A 26,166-nucleotide genomic window follows, 5' to 3' on the forward strand; every position below is an offset into this window, starting at 1 on the left:
CGTCTTTGAGGCATCAGTCCCTCTCTCAGGACTGTCCCTTATATCCTTGTCTCAGTTTTGGGGTGCACTCCAGCAGTAGGGGAGTAGGGGAGTAGGGGAGTAGGGGAGTAGGGGAGTAGGGGAGTAGGGGCGCTTCGCTCATTGCTCCGCCCCAGGATGACGACTGCGAGGAACGCTCTGGCTATCGCCAACAGCAGTGCGCTCTAAGCCTGTCGGCACGTCTTGTTGGGCCAGTCGCTTTTGGCTTGCCGGCCGGCGGCGATTGCCGCAAAAGGGTGGCGTCTACCTTTCCTCCGGCCTGAACTTGAACACTCCGAAGAACCCAGACGACAGCGCAACGCCGCCCGCGGCGATGCTGTTGATGCTCTGCGTCTATGTCTGCTTCACCTTTCTCGACACCTCGAGCAAATATCTGGTGCTCGCCGGCGTCTCGGCGCTGATCGTCGCCTGGGCCCGCTTCGCCGTCCATGTCCTGCTTGTCGGCGTCTTCCTGCGCGGCTGGCGCGAGCCGTCGCGCTTCCGCGCCAACAACCTGCCGGCGCACATATTGCGCGGATGCCTGCTTTTCGGCTCGACCATGTTCAACATCCTGGCGCTCAGGACCCTGCAGCTCGCCGAAACCACCTCGATCTATTTCTTCGGACCGATGGTGATCACCGCATTGGCCGGCCCGCTGCTCGGCGAATGGGCGGGGTGGCGGCGCTGGCTGGCGATCCTCACCGGCTTCGTCGGCGTTTTGATCATCACCCGGCCCGGCGTCGGCGTCTTCGGCATCGGCCATCTCTTCGCGCTCGGCTCGATGCTGTCGAACTCCTTTTACGTCATCATGACCCGGCGCATGTCGGCCAGCGAAACATCGGAGAGCCTGATCCTGTTCTCGGCGCTGGCGCCGGCGGTGCTGCTTGTGCCCATGCTGCCCTTCTCGCATGCACTGCCGCAGGACGGCTGGCAGTGGTCGATCCTGCTGATGCTCGGCGTCTTCGGCGCCGGCGGGCATTGGCTGCTGGTCCAGGCCTATCGCCTGGCGACGACGACGGCGCTGGCGCCTTACCCCTATTCGCAGATGGTCTGGATGATCATTTCCGGCTGGCTGATCTTCCATCAGTTTCCCGACCGCTGGACGCTGCTTGGGGCCGCCATCATCGTCGCCAGCGGTCTCTACATCATCCATCGCGAGCACAGGCTGCGCCTGCGCAATTCCGCCTCGCTGGACACCGAGGCCGAGACCCTGGCGAAAAAACTTTGAATTGCTTCGGATCGATGGCATAAGGCCGCATTTAAACAGTTTAAAAACTCTGGGGAACCAAGGCTGGCACAAAAGATCAAGCTTTCGACGATCGCGGATGCGCTCGGCGTTTCGACGGCAACGGTATCGCTGGCGCTGCGCGACAGCCCACTGGTCGCCGGCTCCACGCGCGATCGCATCAAGGAGCATGCCCGCGCCATCGGCTATATCTACAACCGCCGCGCCGCCTCGTTGCGCACCTCGCGCTCCGGCATTGTCGGCGTCGTCGTGCACGACATCATGAACCCGTTCTTCGCCGAGATTCTGCGCTCGATCGAAAGCGAGCTCGACCGCAGCCGCCAGACCTTCATCCTCTCCAATCATTACGATCAGCTCGAAAAGCAGCGCACCTTCATCGACACGCTGCTGCAGCTCGGCGCCGACGGCGTCATCATGTCGCCGGCCATCGGCACGCCGGCCGAGGACATCATCATGGCCGAGGAGAACGGCCTGCCGGCGGTGCTGATCGCGCGCACGGTCGAAGGCGCCGGCGTTCCGGTATTTCGCGGCGATGACGCCTATGGCACCGGCCTTGCCACCAATCACCTGATCTCGCTCGGCCACAAACGCATCGCCATGATCGGCGGCACCGACCAGACCTCGACCGGCCGCGACCGCTACCAGGGCTATGTCCACGCCATGGAGGCGGCCGGGCTGGAGGTGAAACCGTCCTGGCGCATTGCCGGCCCGCGCACCAAGCAGGCCGGTTTCGAGGCCGCAGGACAGTTTTTGGCGCTGAAAGACAAGCCGACCGCCGCCTGCTGCTGGAATGATCTCGTCGCCATCGGACTGATGAACGGCATTGCGCGGGCTGGCCTCGTGCCGGGCGTCGACATCTCGGTCACCGGCTATGACGATCTCGAGGAGGCCGCAATCGCAACTCCGGCATTGACAACGGTCTGGAATGGCCAGCGCGAGGTCGGCCGCCGCGCCGCCAGCGCGCTGCTCGACAAGCTGAACGGGCAGGCCGTGCGGCCCTCGCAGGAACTGATCAAGCCGGAGCTGCACGTGCGCCAGTCCACCGGCAAGCCGGTGGAGCGTCAATGACAAAAGCCGAAGCGAAGCTCCCGGTCGCCATCCTGGTGCCGGGTCATTTCAACGACCATGCGATCGGCCGGATCGACAAGGCGTTCCGGCGCGTGCGGATCGAGCGCGCCGACCCGTCGCTGGTCACCGGCGAGATGCGTGAGGTCGTGCGCGGCATCGCCTGCTTCGGCGGCATCGACGCGGCCATGATCGACGCGCTGCCCAATCTCGAAATCATCGCCAATTTCGGCGTCGGCTATGATTCGGTCGACGCCGGTCACGCGGCCAGGCGCGGCGTGATGGTCACCAACACGCCGGACGTGCTGACCGAAGAGGTCGCCGACACCACGATCGGCCTGCTGATCAACACGGTACGCGAAATGTATGCCGCCGAGAAATGGCTGCGCGACGGCGATTGGGTGAAGAAGGGCAATTATCGCCTGAGCCGGCTTACCTTGCGTGGCCGAAGCATCGGCATCTTCGGCATGGGCCGCATCGGCCTTGCCGTCGCGCATCGTATCGAGGCCTTCGGCCTGCCGATCGCCTACCACAACCGCCGTAAGGTCGAGGGTCTGTCCTACGAATATCATCCCACGCTGAAGGGCTTGGCCGAAGCGGTCGATACGCTGATTTGCATCGCGCCGGGAGGCGCCGCGACGGAGAAAGCCATCAATGCCGAGATTCTGTCGGCGCTGGGTCCGAACGGCGTCTTCGTCAATATCGGCCGCGGCAGCACGGTGGATGAGGCAGCGCTTGCCGTCGCCCTCAAGAATGGCATCATTGCCGCCGCCGGGCTCGATGTCTTTGCCGACGAACCGAATGTGCCTCAGGCGCTGCTCGATGCGCCCAATACCTCGCTCCTGCCGCATGTCGGCTCGGCGTCGGACCACACCCGCCGGGCCATGGCCGATCTCTGCGTCGACAATCTGCTCTCCTGGTTCGGCGAGCGCCGGCCGCTCACCCCGGTGCCGGAGACGATCGGCGTCAAGCCGCGCGCCTGACAAGCCGCATTGTTAGCGCCTGGTTAACCATTCGGAATCATTGTGCATACTTCGTTATGCCTGTCGCCTAAGTTCGCGGACGGCGACATGCGCTTTGGTATGGAGAGGCAGAGTGAAGCTGTTGGCCGGACTGGTTGCGTCGGTTGCGTTGTTCGGGGGCGTTCAGTTTCTGCATGGCGGCGCGGTCCAGAGCGCGGCCGAAGAAGCTGCCCCATCCGGCACCTATCGGTTGACGGCCAACGGTGACGAAGCGGCCTGCGCCGTCGAGCGCGGCGCCGAGCTATCGGGCGGCTTGTCGCTGCTCCGCGTCGCACCGAACTGCCGCAAGTTGATGCCCGGCATCGAACGCGTGAAATTCTGGCGCGAGCAGGCCGACGGCTCGGTTGCGTTCAGCGAGAACGGCACTGATCCGATCGTCACCTTCAGCGTCGCCGATGGCGACGGCTACGAGTCCTACGCGCCGGCCGCGCCGCTGCTGGCACTGAACAACGAATAACGAGCGGGATTCCAGAGCAATTCCAGGAAAAGTGTGAGCGGTTTTCCGTCCGTAATTGCGTCAAAACAAAGAGATGGAGCGGTTCGCCGTTTCCGTGAAACGGTGAAACGCTCTAGAGCAATTCCAGGAAACGTGTGTAACGGTTTTCCGTCCGGAATTGCGTAAAAACAAATGGTTAGAGCAGTTCAGCGTTTCCGTGAAACGATGAACTGCTCTAGAGGCGGGCTTACTCCGCCGCCGCCCGCGCACCGGTCTTCGCCGCCACATGCAGGCGCACGGCATCGCCGAAGGCGCGGAAGATCTTGGCCGAGTTGCTGTCCGACTTCACCCAATATTCCGGGTGCCACTGCACGCCGACCGCGAAGGCGCGGGCATCCTTGACCGAAACCGCCTCGATCGTGCCGTCGGTGGCCAAAGCCTCGACCTGCAGCTTGGAGCCGAGCCGGTCGATCGCCTGGCGATGCAGCGAGTTGACCTTCATCTCACCGGCGCCGAACACGCCTGCGAGGCAGCTTCCCGGCTTGATCGAAATCGTCTGGTGGATGCCGAAGCGCTCGTCCTGATTGTCGCTCACCGGCGCGCGGTGATCGAGCGAGCCCTCGCGCTCCTGGATCTCGGTGCCGAGCGTGCCGCCCAGCGCCACGTTCAGTTCCTGGATGCCGCGGCAGATGGCGAGCAGCGGCACGCCGCGCTCGATCGCCTTGCGGATCAGCGGCAGCGTGGTCGAATCGCGCGCTGGATCGTAAGGGCCGTTGGCCTCGCTGGGAACGCCGCCATAGAGCGAGGGATGCACGTTGGATTTCGAACCCGTGATCATGACGCCGTCGACCGAGGACAGCAACTCGTCGAAGTCGAGCCGGTCGCCGAAGGAGGGCACCAGCAGCGGGAACACGCCGGCGCCGGCGATCGCCGCCTCGATGTATTGCTGCGGCGCGGCATGCCAGGTGTAGTTGTCGAACTGGCGGACATCGGTCGAGACGGCGACGAGCGGCTGCTGCATTTTGGATACGGTTTCCATCGAGAGCTAACGAATTATTCTGCCTACAAAATAGGCGATCCGAAGGCGCTTTGCCATGGCAAGTTTCGCCGTTCCGGCTGGGCCACGGCGGTTGACGTTAGACTATAGTTGCACGTTGCCCGCGATGCTGGACTCGACACCTTGCCCGTGTATTGTTTCGCGCAGCCGGCCAGGGCAGCGAGGATGCCTGTAAGTCGGTCTGTTGATCCAAAATGGGAGGAAACTGCATGGATCGTCGTTCATTCATCCGCAAGGCCGGTGCGTCCGGTGTCGGCGTCGCGGCGGCGGCCGCTGCGCTTGCCACGCCGGCGATAGCTCAATCCAATCCGAAAGTGACCTGGCGGCTGGCATCGTCCTTCCCGAAATCGCTCGACACGATCTATGGCGGCGCGGAAGTCTTCTCGAAAATGCTGTCGGAAGCGACCGACGGCAATTTCCAGGTCCAGGTCTTCGCCTCGGGCGAGCTGGTCCCCGGCCTGCAGGCGGCGGACGCCACCGCCGCCGGCACGGTCGAGGCCTGCCACACGGTGGCATATTACTATTGGGGCAAGGACCCGACCTGGGCGCTGGGCGCCGCCGTGCCGTTCTCGCTCAACGCGCGCGGCATGAATGCCTGGCATTATCATGGCGGCGGCATCGACTTGTTCAACGAGTTCTTGGCCACGCAAGGGTTGTTCGGTCTGCCGGGCGGCAATACCGGCGTGCAGATGGGCGGCTGGTTCCGCAAGCAGATCAACACCGTGGCCGACCTTTCCGGCCTCAAGATGCGCATCGGTGGTTTCGCCGGCAAGGTGGTGCAGAAACTCGGCGTCGTGCCGCAGCAGATCGCCGGCGGCGACATCTACCCGGCGCTGGAAAAGGGCACGATCGACGCCGCCGAATGGGTCGGCCCTTACGACGACGAGAAGCTCGGCTTCTACAAGGTCGCGCCCTATTACTACTATCCCGGCTGGTGGGAAGGCGGCCCGACCGTGCACCTGATGTTCAACAAGGCCAAGTACGAGGAATTGTCGCCGGCCTACAAATCGCTGGTGCATACCGCGGCGCAGGCCGCCGATGCCAACATGCTGCAGAAATACGACTATCTCAACCCTGCGGCGGTGAAGCGGCTGGTGGCCGGCGGCGCCAAGCTGGCGCCTTTCAGCCAGGAAATCATGGCGGCTTGCTTCGAGAAGGCCAACGAAGTCTATGCCGAAATGGAAGCCAACAACGCGCCGTTCAAGAAGATCTGGGACTCGATCAAGGGCTTCCGCAAGGAGCACTATCTCTGGGCTCAGGTCGCCGAATACAATTACGACACCTTCATGATGGTGCAGCAGCGCAACGGCAAGCTGTAGGCGGGGATTAGTCCCTTCTCCCCGTCACTATACGGGGAGAAGGTCCCGGCAGGGGGATGAGGGGCGGCGCCGACTTTGGCAATTAGTTCGCCCAGGGCCGTAGTCTCGGTCTAATTTACCCTTACCCATCCGACGTGGGCGCCGCCCCTCACCTGCCTGCCGGCATCCTCTCCCCGTATAGTGACGGGGAGAGGGGCGCTGTCATCAACGGTTTCGCCAATCGCCAACGTTGCAAGACTTCAGCCCTGGCCCGGCACGACCAGCACCTTGACCTCACCCGGGGCCGCGGGATTCGAGATCACCTGCGGCGCCTCCTCGAGCGACACCTGTCTCGAAATCAGCTTGTCGATCTCGATCGCGCCCGACGCGACAAGGTCCGCGGCGCGCCGGTGGGTGAAGGGATTGAGGAACGAACCGAGCACCTTCAATTCGCGGAACAGGATGTCGAAGGGCTCGAAGGCCACCCTCTGCCCTTGCGGCATGACACCGACAATCACCACCGTCCCGCCGGACTTGGCCAGCCGCATGGATTGCTGGACGGTATCGGGGACGCCCGCGCATTCGAGCACCACGTCGACGCCGCCCGGCACCAGGCCGGCTTTTCCGGCGATGGCCTCGATGGGATCGACGGCGCTGGGGTCGACCGTTGCCGTTGCGCCGAGCTCCTCCGCCAAAGCCCGGCGCGAGGCTTGCCTGGTCGACAGGATGATGGTCGCGGCACCCGCGAGCTTCGCCAATTGCACCGTAAGCAGGCCGATAACGCCGCCGCCGAGAACGACCACCGAGGCCCCGGGCTTGATGGCGGCGAGATCGACGCCATGCAGGCAGCAGGCCAGCGGCTCGCAGAAGGCGCCATGCGTCGGCTTGAGACCGGCGGGCAGGACGAAAGCCTGGTTTTGCGGCATCACGACATAGTCGGCGAAACCGCCGTCGCGGTGGATGCCGATGGCTCTCAGATTGCTGCACAAATTGACGCGGCCGGCACGGCAGTGGCTGCAGCGCGCGCAGGAAATGTTGGGATCGCCTGTGACGCGGTCGCCGACGGCGATATCGGCGACAGCCGCTCCGACGGCTTCGACGATGCCACAGAATTCGTGGCCGAGCGTCACCGGCGGCTTTGACGGAAACTCGCCGAGGAAAAGGTGCCTGTCGGTGCCGCAGACGCCGCAGACCTCGATCCGCACCAGAACGTCCTCCGGCCCCGGCGAAGGTTTCTCGACCTCGCGAAGCGCGATGCTGCCGACTGCTTCCAGCCTTACGGCTCTCATGGCTTGCTCACCTCAATTGAAACTCGGCGGCTTCGAAAGGTCGGGCGCGGGTGCGGCCGGCTTGGCCGGGGCGGTGTCACCGAAATTCGGCGGCTGTGACAGATCGGGCGTGCCGGGCGCGGCGGGCGCCGCGCCGCCATTGACGGGTGCTGCGCCATTGTCGGCCGGCGGCGTGCCGAGCGGCGCCAGTCCCGGCATCTCCGGCAGTTTCAGGTCGATCGTGCTCGGTTCTACCGTGGCGCCCTTATAGCGCATCACCATTTGCGGGAAGGCGATGGTGAGCCCGATCATGATCACCTGGATGCAGACGAAAGGCACCGCGCCCCAGTAGATCTGGCCGGTGGTGACCGGCGCGATCTGCTTGCCGGTGAGGCGGTCGAGATAAGGGACGCGCGCGGCGACCGAGCGCAGGTAGAACAGCGCGAAGCCGAAGGGCGGATGCATGAAGCTGGTCTGCATGTTGACGCCGAGCAGCACGCCGAACCAGATCAGGTCGATGCCGAGCTTGTCTGCGGCGGGCGCCAGCAGCGGCACGATGATGAAGGCGAGCTCGAAGAAATCGAGAAAGAAGGCGAGCACGAAGACAAGGATGTTGACGCCGATCAGGAAGCCGGTCTCGCCGCCCGGCAGCGAGGTCAACAGGTGCTCGACCCAGATGTGGCCGTTGACGCCGTAGAAGGTGAGCGAGAAGACACGCGCGCCGATCAGGATGAACAGCACGAAGGAGGAGAGCCGGGTCGTCGAGGCCAGCGCCTGCTTGATGACGTCGAACGACAGCCTCCCCTTTGCCGCGGCCATGATCAAAGCACCGACTGAACCCATCGCGCCGCCTTCGGTCGGCGTCGCGATGCCAAGGAAGATGGTGCCGAGCACCAGGAAGATCAGCGCCAGCGGTGGGATCAGCACGATCACCACCTGCTGCGCCAGCTTGGACATCATGTTGATCCCGAGCCGCTGGTCGGCAACCGCCACGATGTAGGTCACGATGACGCCGACGGTGGCGCCCAGTATGTCGGCATTGTCGCCATGGGCGGGCACGAGGTAGCGATAGGCCGCATAGGAGACCGCGACCGCGACCAGCAGGGCTACGATCAGCGAGATCACGCCGCGGCCGAGCGTGCGCGCTTCGATGGGCAGCGCCGGCATCGAGTTCGGCCGGATGATCGACATGATCAGGACGTAGGCCATGTAGATACCCGTCAGCACGAGGCCGGGGATCAGCGCGCCGGCATACATGTCGCCGACCGAGCGTCCGAGCTGGTCGGCCAGCACGATCAGCACCAGCGAGGGCGGGATGATCTGGGCAAGCGTGCCCGAAGCCGCGATCACGCCCGAGGCGAGCCGGCGGTCATAGCCGTAGCGCAGCATGATCGGCAGCGAGATCAGCCCCATGGCGATGACGGAGGCCGCCACCACGCCGGTCGTCGCGGCAAGCAGCGCGCCGACGAAGATCACCGCATAGGCAAGCCCGCCGCGGATCGGGCCGAACAGCTGGCCGACCGTGTCGAGCAGGTCCTCGGCCATGCCGGATCGTTCCAGCACGATGCCCATGAAGGTGAAGAAGGGAATCGCCAGCAGCGTGTCGTTCGACATCACTCTGGTGCCGTAGAAATTGTCGGGCAGCGCATGCAGCAGCGGCCAGGCGAGGTTGATCGACCCGCCGGAATAGGGCGACAAGAGCACGCCGATGAAAAAGAACAACAGGCCGTTTGCGGCGAGCGAGAAGGCGACGGGGTAGCCGATCAAAAGGAAGATAATCAGCGAGGCGAACATGATCGGCGCCATGTTCTGCGCGATGAACTCGATCATGAGCGCACCTCGCCGGCCAGCGCCTTGGCTTCCTCGGCAAGCGCCTTGGCCTCGAGCTCGGCCTGCTCATGCGCCGAGATGAAGGGATTGGGATCCTCCATGTCGCCGCGCATGATGGCGATCTTCTTGATGATCTCGGAAACGCCCTGCAGCGCCAGCAGGAAGAATCCGACGAGCAGGATGGCCTTTGCCGGCCAGACGATGAGCCCGCCGGCGTTGGTCGACATCTCGCCGCTATGGAAAGACAGCGACACGTAAGGCACGAAATAGATCACCATCAGCACCACGAACGGCATCAGGAAGAGGAGGTGGCCGAGGAGGTCGATCCAGTGCTGCACGCGGCGGGGAAACATGCCGTAGGCGATGTCGATACGGATATGGTCGTTCTGCTTCAAGGTGTAGGCGGCCGCCACCATGAAGGCGGCACCGAAAAGGTACCACTGCAGTTCCAGCCAGGCGTTGGACGAGATGTCGAACACCTTGCGGATGACGGCATTGACGGCGCTCACTAGGATCGCAAGCAGGATCAGCCATGACACCCAGCGGCCGATGAACTCGTTGATGCGATCGATCGTCCTGGATAGAGTGAGCAGCCCTGCCATGCATTTCCTCCCTCGCGCATCGGCCCGAAAATCGAGTTCGATTTTCGGAAAGCACGATGCGTAGACTCAAAGTGCTGCTGCGCGCCCGATTCCCCCTCCGGTGTCGCGCCGCTTGGCCCAACGGTATGCAGTGCGTGGTCTGGCAGGTCAACACAGCAAGGCGCGACAAACGATGGCGCCGGTGGAAACCCGCCGGTTCACCGAACGTCATGCCACCAAAGTCTGATGGGTTCAGGCGACCTTGGCCTGGTCTCGGCTGGCGCCGATCAGCACCAGCATGGCGACGAGGAAGAGGTATATCCAGGCGTCGCGCCATTCGATCGGGAAATAGCCGGCCCACAGCGATTCGGCCATGCCGAAGGCCGCGGCTCCGAGCGCCGCCTTGAGCGGCGACAGATAGCCGCCGACCGCCGTCACGAACAGAATCTTGAGGCCGTAGACGAGGCCGGTGCCGAAGCTGATGTTGCCGTAGTAGAGGCCGGCGAGCACACCGGCAAAAGCCGCGCAGAAGCCGCCGTAGAGCACCGCGCGGCGAAACACGGCGCGCACGTCGATGCCGCACATCGCGGCCGCCTTCGGGTCGTCGGAGACGGCCCGCCAGGCGCGGCCGAAGCGAGAATGCGAAAACAGCCAGGCGGCCAGCGCCACCACCGCGATCACCGCCGCGCAGTCGAGCAGCTGGATGACGGTGAGCGTGACCTTGAAACCGGTATCCTGGGCGAAGATGACGGGCTGGGCGAGCATCGGCGGCAGCCAGAGATCATGGGTGTCGGCGGCGATGCGGCTTGCTTCCGACAGGAACAGCAATATGCCGAGCGTCGTCACCACGATGGCGTTGGGCGACCTGTCCGCCAGCCTTTCGAACACGCTGCGCGACAGCACCTGGCTGATCAGCACCGCATAAACCAGGGCGGCGACGACGCCGAGCGCGACCGAGGCGAACAGCGTCAGCCACAGCGCCTGGTAGCCGAAGGCCGCGGTCAGGATCATGGTGTGGCCGCAAAAGGCAAAAAGCGCGCCATAGGCCAGGTTGGTGCGGTGCAGGATGCCGTTGGTCAGCACATAGCCGAAGGCGAGCAGCGCATAGAGCGCGCCCGAATGCAGCCCGTTCAGCACCTGCTGGTAGAAATAGAGCATGCGGCGTCCTTGGCCCGAGCGACGGACCCTATGGCGAGCCTTGCATCGGGAATCTAACTTGTCAAACACGTTTTATAGGTTAGATTTCCGTTATGACGGTATCCTGGACCCCGCACCGCTTCACCGGCGGCATCCTCGCGCTCGACACGGCGAACACCGTCGTGCTGCGCAACGATCCGGAAAAGACCTTCGACCGCTTCGACGACCCGGCCGAAATCGCCCGTTTCGCCGAGGCCGCAAGCGGCTTCCGCGCCGCCGAGCTCGGCGGCCGGCGGCTGGAGGCGTCGGAACCGGACGGCATCGCCCCAATCGTGCTGTCGATCCGCGAGGCGACCGACCGCCTGTTCCGCCATGCCATAGCAAAGGGCGCGATCGCCGCCGGCCTTCTGCCGGACTTCCTGACGGCTTGCGCCCAGGGGCTCTCCGGCAGCAATGCTGAAATCGGCGCGCCCGGGCAGCCTTTCGGTCATCCGGCGACGCCGATCGCCTTCGAGGCGGCGTTGGCCGTCTCGGCGCTTTCGCTGCTGCGGGACGACACCGTTGCCAGGCTGAGGGTTTGTCCGAACTGCAGCTGGCTGTTCGTCGACCGCAGCCGCAACTCCAGCCGCCTCTGGTGCGACATGGCCGTTTGCGGCAACCGCCAGAAGGCGAACCGCTATTATCGCCGCCGCAAGGCGGCCAGGGAGACCGACAATGCCTAGAAAATTCCGTTCGATCGCGCTTGGCGCGGCATTGATTGCCGCGACGGCACTCGGCGCCTGCCGCGACACCGGCAAGGAGCAGCTCTTCGCCATTTCCGGCAAGCTGTTCGAGTTCAACTACCGGCTTGGCATCGCCACCTACGTCATCACGCTGAGGCCGCTGCGGCCAATGGCCGAGGGGCAGGTTGCCGTGGTGAATTTCCAGAACCCCGCCGGCGGCGATCCGATCATCGTCAACCAGAAGATCTGGCCGAAGCTTCCGCATATCACCTTGACCAGCCCGCCGCTTAGCTGCGTGGTCAAGGACAAGCCCTATTCCGTCACGATCCGCATTGAGGATTCGAGCGGCACGCTGCTCCAGAGCCTCGACACGACGATGACCTCGACCGAGGATCAGACCATGCTGCCGGATCGGCCGCTGGTGATCGGGCCGAAATACGAGCTCAACCCGGACCTTACCGGTCATCCCGACGGCAAGCTGCCCGACGAGCCTAAACCGGATTGCTCGAAGGCCGTCTAGATGTGAGCATGGTTCCGAAGAGCGTGTAGCGGTCTTTGCTTCGCTGGCCTTCAGTCCGGAAAAGATCATGCTCAAGCAAACAGTGCGCCGGCCGTCGAAATTTTCGTGCTTCATGAAGCATTTTGCTTCATCTTAAATGCGCTGGGCGGTTTCACCCGGACCATTTGTTGCGTCCGACCTGGCCTCTGCGATTTTGTTTGACCTCTCCCGCAAGGGAAGAAAGACTGCGGCCTCCCACTCCGACGTTGGCCGCCCGGTCTGAGCCGTGCCTCCGCAGAGGAAATGCCTGATGACGCTGCATGACGTCGCGCTCGACGACAAGTTCGACCTTGGCAAGGAGCGCGTTTTCCTGTCCGGGGCGCAGGCCGTCGTGCGCATGCTTTTGATGCAGCGCGAGCGCGACCGCCGCGCCGGCCTCAACACCGCTGGCTTCGTTTCCGGCTATCGTGGTTCGCCGCTTGGCGGCCTCGACATGCAGCTTTGGAGGGCGAAGCGGCAGCTAGCGCAGGCCGATATCGTCTTCCAGCCTGGCCTCAACGAGGAACTGGCCGCCACCGCCTGCTGGGGGTCGCAGCAGACCGAACTGCTCGGCGAAGGCACGCATGACGGCGTCTTTGCGGTCTGGTACGGCAAGGGACCGGGCGTCGACCGCTCGGGCGACGTGTTTCGTCACGCCAACCTTGCCGGCTCGTCGAGAAATGGCGGCGTTCTCGCCCTGATGGGCGACGACCACATGGCCGAGTCCTCGACCAATGCTCATGCCACCGAATTCCTGTTCGTCGACACCATGGTGCCGATCCTCAATCCGGCCGGCGTCCAAGAGATCATCGACTACGGCCTTTACGGCTTTGCCATGTCGCGCTTCGCCGGCACCTGGGCGGCGATCAAATGCGTCAAGGACAACATCGAATCGACGGCCTCGGTCGACGCCTCGATCGACCGGTTGAACATCGTCATTCCGGACTTCGACATGCCGCCTGGCGGCCTCAACATCCGCCACGAGATCGACATGCTCGGGCAGGAGGAGCGACTGCATGAGCATAAGCGCGCCGCGGCTTCGGCCTTCATCCAGGCCAATGGGCTGAACCGGATCGTCTATTCCGGCGGTCGCAATCCGAAGCTCGGCGTCATCACCATCGGCAAGAGCTATCTCGACGTCCGCCAGGCGCTCGAGGATATCGGCATCGACGAGAGGGCCGCCAACCGCATCGGCATCCGTCTGTTCAAGGTCGGCTGCCCCTGGCCGCTCGACTATCAGCATATCGCCGACTTCGCCCGCGGCCTCGACACCATCGTCGTCGTCGAGGAGAAGCGCTCGCTGATCGAGGTGCAGTTGCGCGAGAACCTCTACGGCTCCGCCATCCAGCCGGCCATCGTCGGCAAGAAGGACGAACGCGGCGACTGGCTGTTTCCGGCCAAGGGCGCGCTCGACCCGAACGAGATCGCCATCGCGCTCGGCGAAAGGATCCTGCGCACCATCGGCCCGTCGGAGGAGATCGCCGCGCGCGTGGCGAAGCTGCGCCAGTTCCAGGCGATGCTTGCCGACACCGTCGACATCGGTTCGCGCACCCCCTTCTTCTGCTCGGGTTGTCCGCACAATTCCTCGACCAAGGTGCCGGAGGGCTCGCTCGCCGCCGCCGGCATCGGCTGCCATTTCATGGCGCTGTGGATGGATAGGAATACGGTCGGGTTTACGGCGATGGGTGGCGAGGGCGCGCAATGGGTCGGTCAGGCGCCGTTCTCGAAGCGCGACCATCTCTTCCAGAATCTCGGCGACGGCACCTACAACCATTCGGGCGCGCTGGCGATCCGCTTCGCGCTGTCGAGCCGTGCCAACATCACCTACAAGATCCTCTACAACGACGCGGTCGCCATGACCGGCGGCCAGCCGCATGAAGGCGGCCTGACGGTGGATATGATCGCCAGGCAGGTGCGCGCCGAAGGCGTCGACCGCATCGCCGTCGTCACCGACGAGCCGGACAAATATGCCGGCAAGGCCGATTTCCCGGCCGGCGCCACCATCCATCACCGCGACGACCTCGACCTCGTCCAGCGCGAATTGCGTGAGGTGAAAGGTGTCTCGGTGCTTCTTTATGACCAGACCTGCGCCGCAGAAAAACGCCGCCGCCGCAAGCGCGGCACGTTCCCCGACCCCGACAGGCGCGTCTTCATCAACGAGCTGGTCTGCGAAGGTTGCGGCGATTGCGGCGTGCAGTCGAACTGCGTCTCGATCCAGCCGGTCGAAACCGAATTCGGCCGCAAGCGCCGGATCGACCAGTCGAGTTGCAATAAGGATTTCTCCTGCCTTGGCGGCTTCTGCCCCTCTTTCGTGACGGTGCACGGCGGCAAGATCAGGAAGGCCGAAGGCATTGCCGGCAAGCGCGATCCGCTGGACGGCGTGCCGTCGCCCGTCGAATTCCCGCTCGGCGGAGAGGGCTGGGCGGCAATCATCGATGGCGTCGGCGGCACCGGCGTCGTCACCATCGGCGCGGTGCTCGGCATGGCCGCCCATCTTGAAGGCAAGGGCTGCGGCATGATCGACATGGCGGGTCTTGCCCAAAAGGGCGGCTCGGTCTTCACCCATGTCCGCATTGCCGCGACGCCCGAGGACATCCACGCCATCCGTGTTTCGGCCGGCAAGGCCGATCTCGTGCTTGGCTGCGACCTCGTCGTCTCCGGCGCCAAGAAAGTGCTCGCAGCGGTGCGCGAGGGGCACACGATGTTCCTCGCCAACACCGCCGAGATCATGCCCGGTGAATTCACCCGTTCGGCCGACTTCTCGCTTCCGGTCGAGCGGCTGAAGAAGGCGATCCGTGCCGCCGCCGGTGACGACAAGGCCCACTTCTTCGACGCCACCCGCACGGCGACGGCACTGTTCGGCAATTCGCTCGGCGCCAACATGTTCATGCTCGGCTTCGCTTTCCAGCATGGCGGGTTGCCGCTTTCGGCCGAAGCCATTGAAAAGGCTATCGAATTGAATGGCGAAGCGGTGGCGATGAACATCGCCGCGTTCCGCTGGGGCCGTCGCGCCGCGCACCAGCCGGACTTCGTGCGCGGCTTGGCCGGCCCGGCCGGCAAGCCGGCGTCCGCGCCCGCCGAAACGCTCGACGACATCATCGCCAGGCGCGTTGCTTTCCTCGCCGCGTACCAGAACGCCGCCTACGGCAGGCGCTATGCCGACAGGCTCGCCGCCCTGCGCGCCGCCGAGGCGCGTGCAGTTCCCGGATCGAGCGCAGTCACCGAGGCCGCCGCCAGGAATCTCTTCAAGCTGATGGCGATCAAGGACGAGTATGAGGTGGCGCGGCTCTATACCGACGGCAGCTTCGCGGCCGATCTCGCAAGGCAGTTCCAAAGCTACGAGAAGCTGGAATTCCACCTCGCGCCTCCGATCCTCGGGCGGCGCGGCAACGACGGCAAGCCGAAGAAATCGAGCTTCGGCCCCTGGATGATGAAAGCCTTTCGCCTGCTGTCGGCCATGAAAGGCCTGCGCGGCACGGCATTCGACCTGTTCGGCCATACCGCCGAACGGCGCGCCGAGCGGCGGATGCTTGCGCAATACGAGGCGGATCTCGATCTGATCGCCACGGCACTTGCGCCGGGCAGGATCGATGCCGCCGCCGCTCTGGCTTCCGTGCCGGCGCTCATCCGCGGCTATGGCCATGTCCGGCTGGCCAGCGCCGCAAAGGCGGCAGAGGAGCGCTCCAGGCTGCTCCAGCGGTTGACCCAAACCGTGCCGGTGCCTGTTCTCGACGCTGCTGAGTGATTGCCGGCGTTGGCCCGAAGGCTTTCCGGTCTGCCTGGGCCTCTCCCGTCCTTGACGGGCGGGCCGAAGCCGTTGCTTAAGCGGTCCCTGTTCTAAGCCTTTCTTAAGGCGGTTGTGGCATGACAAGGCTTAGCGTTGGGCCGACCACATGGGCAAAACAAAGACCGAAAGCATCCCCGCGGATGTTTATATCCAATTTGTGCGGTCGTTGTTCGACAACGCGCACATGTTGTTGATCGGTGGTGCGTGCTACTGGATCCTCGGATTCATGATCTATTTGCGCACGCACAATCCGTTGTTCCTGGCGTTTTCTTTTGCTCTGCTTTCGGTCAGCCTTATCCGTTATTTCGGCATTCGCAGCTTCCTGAAAACAGGCGGCGTAATCGCCGATGTCGAGCACGCGCAGCGGTTGGAGCGAAGCTACATCCTCAAGGGCTGCCTCCAAGGTCTCGGATTGGGCGCGCTGTGTTTCGTGTCGATCTATGTCTATCCCGATCCCTTTGCCGAGCTGGCGGCGATGTCGCTGACCTTGGCGACCCTGGTCACGGTTGTCGCCCGCAACTACGGCTCTCCGCGCATGGTGCGGATTTTTTCGGTGACCTTCATCGGTCCGGCGGCGCTGGCGCTTCTGCTGCGCATGGACGCGCCTTCTGTCGTCCTCGGCCTGATGATCATCCCGATGACGTTCATCACCATCACCGGCGCCGACCATGTCCGCAACGTGCTCTTCTCGGCGGTCATCGGGCACAAGCAGGCGAGGAATCTGACGCGCAGGTTCGACCGTGCGCTCAACACGATGTCGCACGGCCTGGTCATGCTCGGCCCGGACGGACGCGTCGCGGTCGCCAATGCCGAGGCCGCCCATCTGATGTCGCTGAAATCGGCCGACGCGCTGCTCGGGCGCTCGATCCACGGCCTTCTGATGCGCGGCGTCGCCGGCGGCATGCTGGCGCCGAAGGACTGCCGCTACATCGAGGCGCAATTGACGCGCGCCCTGCGCGAGGGCCGGGACCGCAAGGTGCTGGTCTCGCTCGCCAACGGCCAGCACTACGAGTTCTCCGCGCGCGAAGGCAGCCAGGAACTCGGCGTCGTCACTTTCGAGGACGTGACAGCCCGCGTCGAGGCGGAGGAAAAGATCCGTTTCATGGCGCGCTACGACAACCTCACCGGCTTGCCGAATCGAGCCTACTTCCACGAGCTGGCCGGCGAGGCCATGGCGTCCGGCGACCGCGACCGGCTCTGTGGCCTGGCGGTGCTCGACCTTGATGATTTCAAAAGCGTCAACGACACGCTCGGCCACCCGGTCGGCGACGGGTTGATCTATGCCGTGGCCGAGCGGCTGGCGGCGGTTGCCGGGCCCGGCATCAATGTCAGCCGCTTCGGCGGCGATGAATTCATGATCTATTTCGACCGCATCGAGGATGAGAGCCATCTCGCGAGCCTGCTCGACGAGATCTTCGCCGACCTGCAGGGCGAGGTCGACGTTGCCGGGCACGGCCTGCGCATCCAGGCCAGCGGCGGCGCAGTGCTGTCCATGGTCAAGGACACCGACGTCGACGCCATGATCGTCAAGGCGGATCTCGCCCTCTACAAGGCCAAGGAACTTGGCAAGAACAGCTGGCGGCTGTTCGAGGCGTCGATGGATGCCGCCTTCCGCAACCGTCAGCTGATGAAGGCCGATCTGCGCAGCGCTGTGCAAGCCAAGGAGTTGCGTGTCGTCTACCAGCCGATCGTGTCCATGAGCACCATGCGCATCGCCAGCTGCGAGGCGCTCTGCCGCTGGGACCATCCCGATCTCGGCCCGATTTCGCCGGGCGTATTCATTCCGCTGGCCGAGGAGATGGGCATCATCTCCGAGATCAGCACCTTCGTGCTGCAGGCGGCCTGCGCCGAATGCGCCAAATGGCCGGCGCAGACCAGTGTTTCGATCAATCTCTCGGCCAAGGATTTCCGCAACCGCGACGTCGTGCAGAAGGTGCGCGATGCCCTGGCGGCGTCGGGCCTTGCGCCGCACCGGCTTGAAATCGAGGTCACGGAGACTGCCTTGCTCGACGACAAGTCGCTGACGCGCGAACTGATCGAAGAGCTGAAGACCTTGGGCGTCCGCATCGCGCTCGACGACTTCGGCACCGGCTATTCCAGCCTCAGCTACCTGCACAAGCTGCCGCTCGACAAGATTAAGATCGACCGCTCCTTCCTGATCGACGTAACCCAGAGTCCGCAGTCGCTCGACCTTTTGAAGGGTATTGTCGGCTTGACGCGGACGTTGGGCTTGGTCGTCACCATCGAAGGGGTCGAGACCTTCGAGCAGCTGAAGATACTGGTGCATTCGGTCAAACCGGACCTCGTGCAAGGTTTCCTCTTCGGCGCCGCGCTCAGCGCGTCCGGCATCGAGACGATGTCGAACGTCACCTGGCCATTCGCCGCGGATTTGCGTCTCGCCGCCAAGCGGACAGTCAGCTAGCTGCAACCGCAAAATTTCGTCGATCGAGATCGATATGCGCGTTGCTTGGGTCATACAGCAGTTTGCGCGAAAGCGGAAATATTTAACATCTGCTGGCGACGCTCTTTTGTAGTAATTTCAGGAAAATTCTGCAGAAGATTTCCATAAGGATTGTCTCATAAAAATATTATCAGCAATATCTGTGTATGATTTTTACTGTAGATGGACCCGTCAAATTGCTTATATATTTCCAATTTTCTGTGCACGTCATATTGAACGCTAACTTAGTTATGGGCGCCAAACTTGGTTTTCAGCTCAACTACACCGGCGGGGATTTCGCCTGACTATTAAGGTTAACGAAGGGTAAATCAGCCGGATCGAATTTTCGGCTTGTGTCTCATTTCAACTCGAATAGCCTATTTTCAGGCGGATACGAGGACTTGAGAATGGATGCTGCGAGAAACGATGCGCAGGCAGGCGCCGGCGCAAATGCTGGGTCGGCGCTGAATCGTTCGATCATGCAATTGCTGGAGCATGTCGACTATCGTCTCATCACAGGGGGCGAGGATCTGGAGGCGATCTACCGCCTGCGCTATCAATCCTACCTGCGGTCCGGCATGTGCGGCCCGATCGCCAGCGGGATGTTCGAGGACCGCTGGGACAATCTGCCGAATTCCTATCGCTTCGGCGTCTATTTTGACGGCCACTTGGTCAGCACGCTGCGGCTCCACTACATTTCCCGTGAGCATCCCTATTCGCCCTCCGTCGATGCCTATCCGGAAATATTGGCCGAGCGGCTTGCCCGCGGAGAGAGCTTCATCGACGGAACCCGGTTTGCAACCGACGCAGATAGCGCGCCCGCGCCAGGGGTGCTGCCTTTCCTGACGCTCAGGCTAGGCATGGTGGCTTCCAGCTATTTTGGCCAGACCGCGGTGCTCACGCCGGTCAAGGTCGAGCATTCCGCTTACTACGCCCGCATCTTCCATGCCATCCAGCGGACCGAGGGCAAGGTGTTTCCGGGTGTCCTTGCTCCGATCGCCTTGTTCGAAATCCCCTGTGGCGAAAACTTGCGCCAGACACTCGAACGGTTCCCGTTCTTCAAGTCGACGCCGGTGGAACAGCGCATGATGTTCGCCAATCCGGCCATCAACCGACTGACGCCGCTCTCCATCGTGCCGACGGCGAAATACTATCGTGACGCTGCCTGAAAAGGGCGTCCTTCAACGCACAATGGACCTTTCCTGCAACTTTGCCGTTATAAGTAGCGGCGTCGCGATCGAGCGCCGCCGCAATCCTGCCCAACAGGCGTTTCGCCCCGGGGCTCATGTCGGGTTGTTCATGGAAGGAACACGATCATGACCATCCACTCGCTTGCGCTCACGCCGCTGATCTCCCTGATCGCCGGCATATTGATCCTGGTGATGCCGCGCCTGCTCAACTACATCGTCGCGCTCTACCTGATCGTCGTCGGCCTGCTCGGCCTGTTTCCGCAGCTCGCCGGCTGAGGCCCGGGAGCGCTCCGGCGGCGCTTCGTCCCAATTTCGACTTTCGCCAATTTCAACTTTCATTTGAGGCTGTTGTCGCGGACCGTGCGGCAATAGCGCCATTGCTCTCCGTTCAGCTTTTCGCTATGTGCCTCAAAGGCATTTTCGAAGAGGTATTCCTATGGCTGATCACACGCCGACCGGTCCTGTCGAACTGGGCGCGCAGATGGACTATGCCGAGCATGATCGCACCTACAAGGCATTCCTCGCGCTTGCCAAATACGGCTCGCTCATCTGCGCCGCCATCCTGCTGGCCATGGCCTTCGGCTTCTTCGTCGGCGGCTTCTTCTCGGCGACCATTCTGTTCATCCTGATCATGGCCGTCGGCTATTTCATTCTGCGGTAGACTTTCCAAGCCACTGCGTCTGACGTCTCGCTGGCGGTCCCGGCCGAGGCCTTGCGCATCAAGGTTCCAGCCGAAAGGATCATGCGGTGGGGCAGACGGTATTCATCCCTCGTGAGCTTGACGCCAACGAGCCGCGTGTCGCGGCCTCGCCTGAGACGGTGAAGCGGCTGGTGGGCCTGGGCTTCGAGGTGATCGTGGAGAAGGGCGCCGGCCTCAGCTCGCGCATCATCGACGCGGATTTTGCTGCCGCCGGAGGCACCATTGGGACGGCCGGCGATGCCAAAAAGGCCGACGTGGTGCTCAAAGTGCGCCGGCCGGCCGATGGCGAGCTGAAGGGCTACAAGTCGGGCGCTGCCGTCATCGCCATCATGGACCCCTATGGCAACGACGCGGCGCTGGCCGCGATGGCCAAGGCCGGCATCACCGCTTTCTCGATGGAGTTCATGCCGCGCATCACCCGCGCGCAGGTGATGGACGTGCTCTCCTCGCAGGCCAATCTGGCCGGCTACCAGGCGGTGATCGACGCGGCTGCCGAATATGACCGCGCGCTGCCGATGATGATGACGGCGGCGGGCACCGTGCCGGCGGCGAAAACCTTCATCATGGGTGTCGGCGTCGCCGGCCTGCAGGCCATCGCCACCGCGCGCCGTCTCGGCGCCGTCGTCACCGCCACCGACGTGCGCCCGGCGGTGAAGGAGCAGGTGCAGTCGCTGGGCGCCAAATTCCTGGCGGTCGAGGACGAGGAGTTCAAGGCCGCCGAGACCGCCGGCGGCTACGCCAAGGAAATGTCGAAGGAATACCAGGCCAAGCAGGCGGCGCTGACCGCAGAGCACATCGCCAAGCAGGACATCGTCATCACCACGGCGCTGATCCCTGGCCGTCCGGCGCCGAAGCTGGTTTCGGCCGCCATGGTCGCCTCGATGAAGCCAGGCTCGGTGATTGTCGACCTCGCCGTCGAGCGCGGCGGCAATGTCGAAGGCGTGGTGCCCGGCAAGGTCGTGACGACGGAAAACGGCGTCAAGATCGTTGGCCATCTCAACGTGCCCGGTCGTGTTGCTGCATCCGCCTCGCTGCTCTACGCCAAGAACCTCTACGCCTTCCTCGAGACCATGGTCGACAAGGCGGCGAAAGAGCTTGCCATCAAGCGCGACGACGAGCTGGTCAAGGCGACGATGCTGACCGATGGCGGCAAGATCGTGCATCCCAATTTCGCCAAGGCGACCGAGGCGCCGCGCACCGAGCCGGCGGCCATTCCCGCGACGATCATGGTCGCTGACGCCTCCGACAAGCCTGCTGCGAAGAAGACGGCGGCAAAGAAACCTGCCGCAGCCAAGTCGCCCTCGTCCAAGTCGCCCTCGTCCAAGTCGAAAGGGACCGCGTGATGGAACAGCTGCAGAAAGCCCTCGACCAGCTCGATCAGGCGACCGCCGCCGTCCGCCTCGCGGTGCAGGATCTGGCCAATGCGCCAGCCGGCGCCGAGGCCGCCGGCAACGCGGCGCATGCGCTCTCGGGCGGCGCCATCGATCCCTTCGTCTTCCGCTTCGCCATCTTCGTGCTGGCGATCTTCGTCGGCTATTATGTCGTCTGGTCGGTGACGCCGGCGCTGCACACGCCGCTGATGGCCGTCACCAACGCCATCTCCTCGGTCATCGTCGTCGGCGCGTTGCTCGCCGTCGGCATTGCGGCCTCCGGCCTTGCCGCGGGCTTCGGCTTCGTCGCCCTGGTGCTGGTCTCGGTCAACATCTTCGGCGGCTTCCTCGTCACCCAGCGCATGCTCGCCATGTACAAGAAGAAGGAAAAGTGACGTGACCGTCAATCTCGCTTCCTTCCTCTATCTGGTCTCGGGCATCCTGTTCATCCTGGCGCTGCGCGGCCTGTCGCATCCGACCACCAGCCGGCAAGGCAATCTCTACGGCATGATCGGCATGGGCATCGCTCTTTGCACCACGCTGGCGCTGGCGCTGCCCTCGGCCGGGCGCTTCGGCCTGATCGTGCTCGGCCTCGCCATCGGCGGCGGTGTCGGCGCCTATGTGGCCCGCCGCATCGCCATGACCTCGATGCCGCAACTGGTCGCCGCCTTCCACAGCCTCGTCGGCTTTGCCGCCGTCATGGTGGCGGCCGCCGCCATCTACGCGCCGGAAAGTTTCGGCATCGGCACGGCGGGCGACATCCACGCCCAGGCGCTGGTCGAAATGAGCCTGGGTGTCGCCATCGGCGCCATCACCTTCACCGGCTCGGTCATCGCCTTCCTGAAGCTCGACGGCCGCATGTCCGGCAAGCCGATCATGATCGGCGGCCGCCACCTGATCAACATCGCGCTCGGCGTTGCCCTGGTGGTGCTGATCGTGCTGCTCGTCACCACCGAATCCAAGCTGGTCTTCTGGCTGATCGTCGCCGCCTCGCTGGTGCTCGGCGTGCTGCTGATCATCCCGATCGGCGGCGCCGACATGCCGGTCGTGGTGTCGATGCTGAACTCCTATTCCGGCTGGGCCGCGGCGGCGCTTGGCTTCACCCTCGGCAACCTGGCGCTGATCATCACCGGCGCGCTGGTCGGCTCTTCGGGTGCGATCCTGTCCTACATCATGTGCAAGGGCATGAACCGCTCCTTCATATCCGTCATCCTCGGCGGCTTCGGCGGCGAGACCGCCGCGGTGGCCAGCGACGGCATCGAGCGCACCGTCAAGCAGGGTTCGGCCGACGATGCCGCCTATCTGATGATGAACGCGCAGAAGGTCATCATCGTGCCGGGTTACGGCATGGCGGTCGCCCAGGCGCAGCACGCGCTGCGCGAAATGGCCGACAAGCTCAAGGCCAACGGCGTCGAGGTGAAGTACGCCATCCACCCGGTGGCAGGCCGCATGCCCGGCCATATGAACGTGCTTCTAGCCGAGGCCAACGTGCCCTATGACGAGGTGTTCGAGCTGGAGGACATCAACTCCGAGTTCGCGCAGGCCGACGTCGCCTATGTCATCGGCGCCAACGACGTCACCAACCCGTCCGCGCGCGACGACAAGTCCTCGCCGATCTACGGCATGCCGATCCTCGACGTCGACAAGGCCCGCACCTGCCTCTTCGTCAAGCGCTCGCTCGGCTCCGGCTACGCCGGCATCGACAACACGCTGTTCTACAAGGACGGCACCATGATGCTGCTCGGCGACGCCAAGAAGATGACCGAGGAAATCGTCAAGGCTTTTGATCACTGATTAGCCGCAGCTTCCGCAACAAAAAAGCCCGGCTTCGCGCCGGGCTTTTTTGTTGCGGAAGGCTGTCGGCCGGTCGGCTCAAATATCCAAATTGGCCACCGACAGCGCATTGTCCTGGATGAACTCGCGCCGCGGTTCCACCTCGTCGCCCATCAGCCGCGAAAACAGCGAGTCCGCGTCCGTCGCGTCCGCCACCTTGACCTGCAGCAGCGAGCGCACGTTCGGGTCGAGCGTCGTCTCCCAGAGCTGCTCGGCATTCATCTCGCCAAGGCCCTTGTAGCGCTGCATGGTCAGGCCCTTGCGGCCGGTGGCGAACACCGCGTTGAGCAGCGCCAGCGGTCCCGAAATTGTCTCGGCGACGTCCTTGCGGCGCAGCACTGGCGGCTCGCCATAAATCTCGGCCAGGCGCGAGGCGTAACGGTCGAGCTGGCGTGCGTCCGCCGAATTGATCAGCCCGGCGTCGAGCTGCACGAATTCCTTGACGCCGCGCACGGTGCGCTCGAACACATAGCCGCCGGCGCCGTCATTGGAGGTCGAAAGATGCCCGGTCCAGCCACGCTCGGTTTCCTCGGCTATGAGGTCAAGCCGCCTGGCGACGCGTTCGGCCATGGCATTGGCGCGGCCGAGATCGGCGAGCACGTCCGCATTGAGCGCGCCGGCGATCGCCGCCTGCTCGACGACATCGCGGTTGTAGCGCGTGTGCAGCCCGTTGATCAGGTGCCGCACCGCCAACGCATCGTCGATGGCACCGCGCAGATCCTGCCCGGTGCGCACCTCGCCGGAAGCGAGCGTCAGCGACGCCTCTTCCAGCCCGGAGTCGATCAGATATTCCTCATAGGCGCCTTCGTCCTTGAGGTATTGCGAGCTTTTTCCCCGCGTCACTTTGTAGAGCGGCGGCTGGGCGATGTAGAGATGGCCGCGCTCGATCAGCTCCGGCATCTGCCGGAAGAAGAAGGTGAGCAGCAGCGTGCGGATATGGGCGCCGTCGACGTCGGCGTCCGTCATCAGGATGATCTTGTGGTAGCGCAGCTTGTCGGCGTTGAACTCGTCCTTGCCGATCGAGGTGCCTAGCGCGGTGATCAGCGTGCCGATCATGTCGGAGCTCAGCATGCGATCGAAGCGCGCGCGCTCGACGTTCAGGATCTTGCCGCGCAGCGGCAGGATGGCCTGGTTCTGGCGCGAGCGCCCGCCCTTGGCCGAGCCGCCGGCGGAGTCACCCTCGACGATGAAGATCTCGGACTTCGCCGGGTCGCGCTCCTGGCAGTCGGCGAGCTTGCCGGGCAGCGAGGTGACGCCGAGCGAGCTTTTACGAGTGATGTCGCGCGCCTTGCGCGCGGCTTCGCGTGCGGCGGCGGCCTGGATCACCTTCTCGACCACCACCTTGCCTTCGGTCGGATGCTCCTCCAGCCAGGTGCCGAGCGCCTCGTTGACCAGGCTTTCCACCACCGGCCGGACCTCGGAGGAGACCAGCTTGTCCTTGGTCTGCGAGGAGAATTTCGGATCCGGCACCTTGACCGACAGCACGGCGGTCAAGCCTTCGCGGCAGTCGTCGCCGGTGAGCGTGACCTTTTCCTTCTTGGTCTGGCCGGAGGACTCGCCATAGCCGGTGACCTGTCGGGTCAGCGCGGCGCGGAAGCCGGCCAGATGCGTGCCGCCGTCGCGTTGCGGGATGTTGTTGGTGAAGGCTAAGACATTCTCGTGGTAGCTGTCGTTCCACCACATCGCCACCTCGACGGTGATGCCGTCGCGCTCGGCGCGGATCGCGATCGGCTTTTCGATCAGCGGCTTCTTGACCCGGTCGAGATATTTGACGAACTCCTCGAGCCCGCCGTCATAGTGCAGCTCGTGGCGCACGAGGTCGGCATGGCGGGCATCGGTCAGCACGATGCGCACGCCGGAATTGAGGAAGGCGAGCTCGCGCAGCCGGTGCTCCAGCGTATTGTAGTCGAACTCGACCATGGTGAACGTCTCGGCCGACGGGAAGAAGGTGATCTCGCTGCCGCTGCGGCCGTCATAGGTGCCAGGGCGCTTGTCCTGCTCGTAACTGCCCGTCACCTTCAGCGGCGCGTCGGCATTGCCGTGGGTGAAGCTCATCTCGAAGATCTCGCCGTTGCGGCGGATCTTGAGCTTCAGCCATGCCGACAGCGCGTTGACCACCGAAACGCCGACGCCATGCAGGCCGCCCGAGACCTTGTAGGAATTCTGGTCGAATTTGCCGCCGGCATGCAGCTGCGTCATGATCACTTCGGCCGCCGAAACGCCTTCGCTGGAGTGGATATCGGTCGGGATGCCGCGGCCGTTGTCGATAACGGTGACCGAGCCGTCGGGGTTGAGCGTCACCGAGACGAGGTCGGCGTGCCCGGCCAAAGCCTCGTCGATGGCGTTGTCCACCACCTCATAGACCATGTGATGCAGGCCCGAGCCGTCATCGGTATCGCCGATATACATGCCCGGCCGCTTGCGGACGGCGTCCAACCCCTTCAAAACCTTGATGGAATCGGCGCCGTACTCGGCTTCCGCGCCAATGGCGCTTTCGGTCTGGTCGCTCATGAAAACCTGTCTGATTGATGTCGCTGATCCGGCGCGGACAAATGGCCCCGAATCGCGCCGTTTTGATGTCCTAGATATAGGCGCAAATGGCTGGTTTTCCAAGGTTTGCGGGCATTT

21 protein-coding genes are annotated in these 26,166 nt (G+C 63.8%); 15 read left to right on the forward strand and 6 right to left on the reverse strand.

The window, feature by feature from the left end; genetic code table 11:
- Positions 1–361: 361 nt before the first annotated feature.
- The 4 genes from RFM40_RS13325 (at position 362) to RFM40_RS13340 (ending at position 3,808) form a co-directional block, all read left to right on the forward strand.
- Positions 362–1,246, forward strand: coding sequence for a DMT family transporter (locus RFM40_RS13325; RefSeq protein ID WP_320226195.1), 885 nt, complete (start codon positions 362–364; stop codon positions 1,244–1,246).
- Positions 1,247–1,309: 63 nt separating this feature from the next.
- Entirely contained in the window at positions 1,310–2,332 is a 1,023-nt protein-coding gene (locus RFM40_RS13330; RefSeq protein WP_292300749.1) for a LacI family DNA-binding transcriptional regulator, read from the forward strand.
- A complete protein-coding gene (locus RFM40_RS13335) occupies positions 2,329–3,312 on the forward strand; it encodes a 2-hydroxyacid dehydrogenase (RefSeq protein ID WP_320226047.1) in 984 nt (327 codons plus the stop codon). Before RFM40_RS13330 ends, RFM40_RS13335 begins: the two co-directional genes overlap by 4 nt.
- A gap of 112 nt (positions 3,313–3,424) precedes the next feature.
- Entirely contained in the window at positions 3,425–3,808 is a 384-nt protein-coding gene (locus RFM40_RS13340) for a hypothetical protein (RefSeq protein ID WP_320226048.1), read from the forward strand.
- 226 nt (positions 3,809–4,034) lie between these two features.
- Here RFM40_RS13340 and RFM40_RS13345 read toward each other — a convergent pair whose 3' ends face one another.
- Positions 4,035–4,808, reverse strand: a complete 774-nt coding sequence (locus RFM40_RS13345) for a gamma-glutamyl-gamma-aminobutyrate hydrolase family protein (RefSeq protein WP_320226049.1) — start codon at positions 4,806–4,808, stop codon at positions 4,035–4,037.
- A 245-nt stretch (positions 4,809–5,053) separates the two neighbouring features.
- Here RFM40_RS13345 and RFM40_RS13350 point away from each other — a divergent pair, with 245 nt between their 5' ends.
- Positions 5,054–6,163: a TRAP transporter substrate-binding protein gene (locus tag RFM40_RS13350; RefSeq protein WP_126096606.1), complete on the forward strand. Its 1,110-nt coding sequence runs from the start codon at positions 5,054–5,056 to the stop codon at positions 6,161–6,163.
- Positions 6,164–6,402: 239 nt separating this feature from the next.
- Here RFM40_RS13350 and RFM40_RS13355 read toward each other — a convergent pair whose 3' ends face one another.
- The 4 genes from RFM40_RS13355 to RFM40_RS13370 form a co-directional block, all read right to left on the reverse strand.
- Entirely contained in the window at positions 6,403–7,431 is a 1,029-nt protein-coding gene (locus RFM40_RS13355) for a zinc-dependent alcohol dehydrogenase family protein (RefSeq protein ID WP_320277657.1), read from the reverse strand.
- Positions 7,432–7,443: 12 nt separating this feature from the next.
- Complete coding sequence (locus tag RFM40_RS13360) at positions 7,444–9,240, reverse strand: TRAP transporter large permease (protein WP_320226050.1); 1,797 nt, start codon at positions 9,238–9,240, stop codon at positions 7,444–7,446.
- The gene (locus tag RFM40_RS13365) at positions 9,237–9,842 is read right to left on the reverse strand and encodes a TRAP transporter small permease subunit (RefSeq protein WP_320277658.1); all 606 of its coding nucleotides are present in this window, start codon (positions 9,840–9,842) and stop codon (positions 9,237–9,239) included. The genes RFM40_RS13360 and RFM40_RS13365 overlap by 4 nt, the downstream gene beginning before the upstream one ends.
- Positions 9,843–10,073: 231 nt before the next feature.
- The gene (locus RFM40_RS13370; RefSeq protein ID WP_126096603.1) at positions 10,074–10,979 is read right to left on the reverse strand and encodes a branched-chain amino acid ABC transporter permease; all 906 of its coding nucleotides are present in this window, start codon (positions 10,977–10,979) and stop codon (positions 10,074–10,076) included.
- A gap of 92 nt (positions 10,980–11,071) precedes the next feature.
- Here RFM40_RS13370 and RFM40_RS13375 point away from each other — a divergent pair, with 92 nt between their 5' ends.
- From RFM40_RS13375 to RFM40_RS13420, 10 genes are all read left to right on the forward strand, one after another.
- On the forward strand, positions 11,072–11,680 hold the full coding sequence (locus RFM40_RS13375) for a CGNR zinc finger domain-containing protein (protein ID WP_320226052.1): 609 nt from the start codon (positions 11,072–11,074) through the stop codon (positions 11,678–11,680).
- Positions 11,673–12,200: a hypothetical protein gene (locus RFM40_RS13380; protein WP_320226053.1), complete on the forward strand. Its 528-nt coding sequence runs from the start codon at positions 11,673–11,675 to the stop codon at positions 12,198–12,200. Before RFM40_RS13375 ends, RFM40_RS13380 begins: the two co-directional genes overlap by 8 nt.
- Positions 12,201–12,489: 289 nt before the next feature.
- Positions 12,490–15,963, forward strand: coding sequence for an indolepyruvate ferredoxin oxidoreductase family protein (locus RFM40_RS13385; protein ID WP_320277659.1), 3,474 nt, complete (start codon positions 12,490–12,492; stop codon positions 15,961–15,963).
- Positions 15,964–16,111: 148 nt separating this feature from the next.
- The gene (locus tag RFM40_RS13390; RefSeq protein ID WP_320226055.1) at positions 16,112–18,427 is read left to right on the forward strand and encodes a putative bifunctional diguanylate cyclase/phosphodiesterase; all 2,316 of its coding nucleotides are present in this window, start codon (positions 16,112–16,114) and stop codon (positions 18,425–18,427) included.
- 425 nt (positions 18,428–18,852) lie between these two features.
- Complete coding sequence (locus RFM40_RS13395) at positions 18,853–19,614, forward strand: N-acyl amino acid synthase FeeM domain-containing protein (protein ID WP_320226056.1); 762 nt, start codon at positions 18,853–18,855, stop codon at positions 19,612–19,614.
- Positions 19,615–19,761: 147 nt separating this feature from the next.
- The gene (locus RFM40_RS13400; RefSeq protein ID WP_126096597.1) at positions 19,762–19,911 is read left to right on the forward strand and encodes a DUF3096 domain-containing protein; all 150 of its coding nucleotides are present in this window, start codon (positions 19,762–19,764) and stop codon (positions 19,909–19,911) included.
- Between the two features lie 160 nt (positions 19,912–20,071).
- The gene (locus RFM40_RS13405) at positions 20,072–20,296 is read left to right on the forward strand and encodes an aa3-type cytochrome c oxidase subunit IV (protein ID WP_320226057.1); all 225 of its coding nucleotides are present in this window, start codon (positions 20,072–20,074) and stop codon (positions 20,294–20,296) included.
- A gap of 86 nt (positions 20,297–20,382) precedes the next feature.
- Positions 20,383–21,678 (forward strand): Re/Si-specific NAD(P)(+) transhydrogenase subunit alpha, encoded by a 1,296-nt coding sequence (locus RFM40_RS13410; RefSeq protein ID WP_320226058.1) that lies wholly within the window; start codon positions 20,383–20,385, stop codon positions 21,676–21,678.
- Entirely contained in the window at positions 21,678–22,100 is a 423-nt protein-coding gene (locus RFM40_RS13415; protein ID WP_040974911.1) for an NAD(P) transhydrogenase subunit alpha part 2, read from the forward strand. Before RFM40_RS13410 ends, RFM40_RS13415 begins: the two co-directional genes overlap by 1 nt.
- A gap of 1 nt (position 22,101) precedes the next feature.
- Complete coding sequence (locus RFM40_RS13420) at positions 22,102–23,499, forward strand: NAD(P)(+) transhydrogenase (Re/Si-specific) subunit beta (RefSeq protein WP_320226059.1); 1,398 nt, start codon at positions 22,102–22,104, stop codon at positions 23,497–23,499.
- 78 nt (positions 23,500–23,577) lie between these two features.
- On the opposite strand, the gene gyrB is transcribed toward RFM40_RS13420, so the two are convergent.
- Positions 23,578–26,049: a DNA topoisomerase (ATP-hydrolyzing) subunit B gene (gyrB, locus tag RFM40_RS13425; RefSeq protein ID WP_320226060.1), complete on the reverse strand. Its 2,472-nt coding sequence runs from the start codon at positions 26,047–26,049 to the stop codon at positions 23,578–23,580.
- Positions 26,050–26,166: the final 117 nt, after the last annotated feature.

Origin of the sequence: Mesorhizobium captivum (assembly GCF_033977165.1) — a bacterium.
GTDB classification, from domain to species: Bacteria; Pseudomonadota; Alphaproteobacteria; order Rhizobiales; family Rhizobiaceae; genus Mesorhizobium; species Mesorhizobium captivum.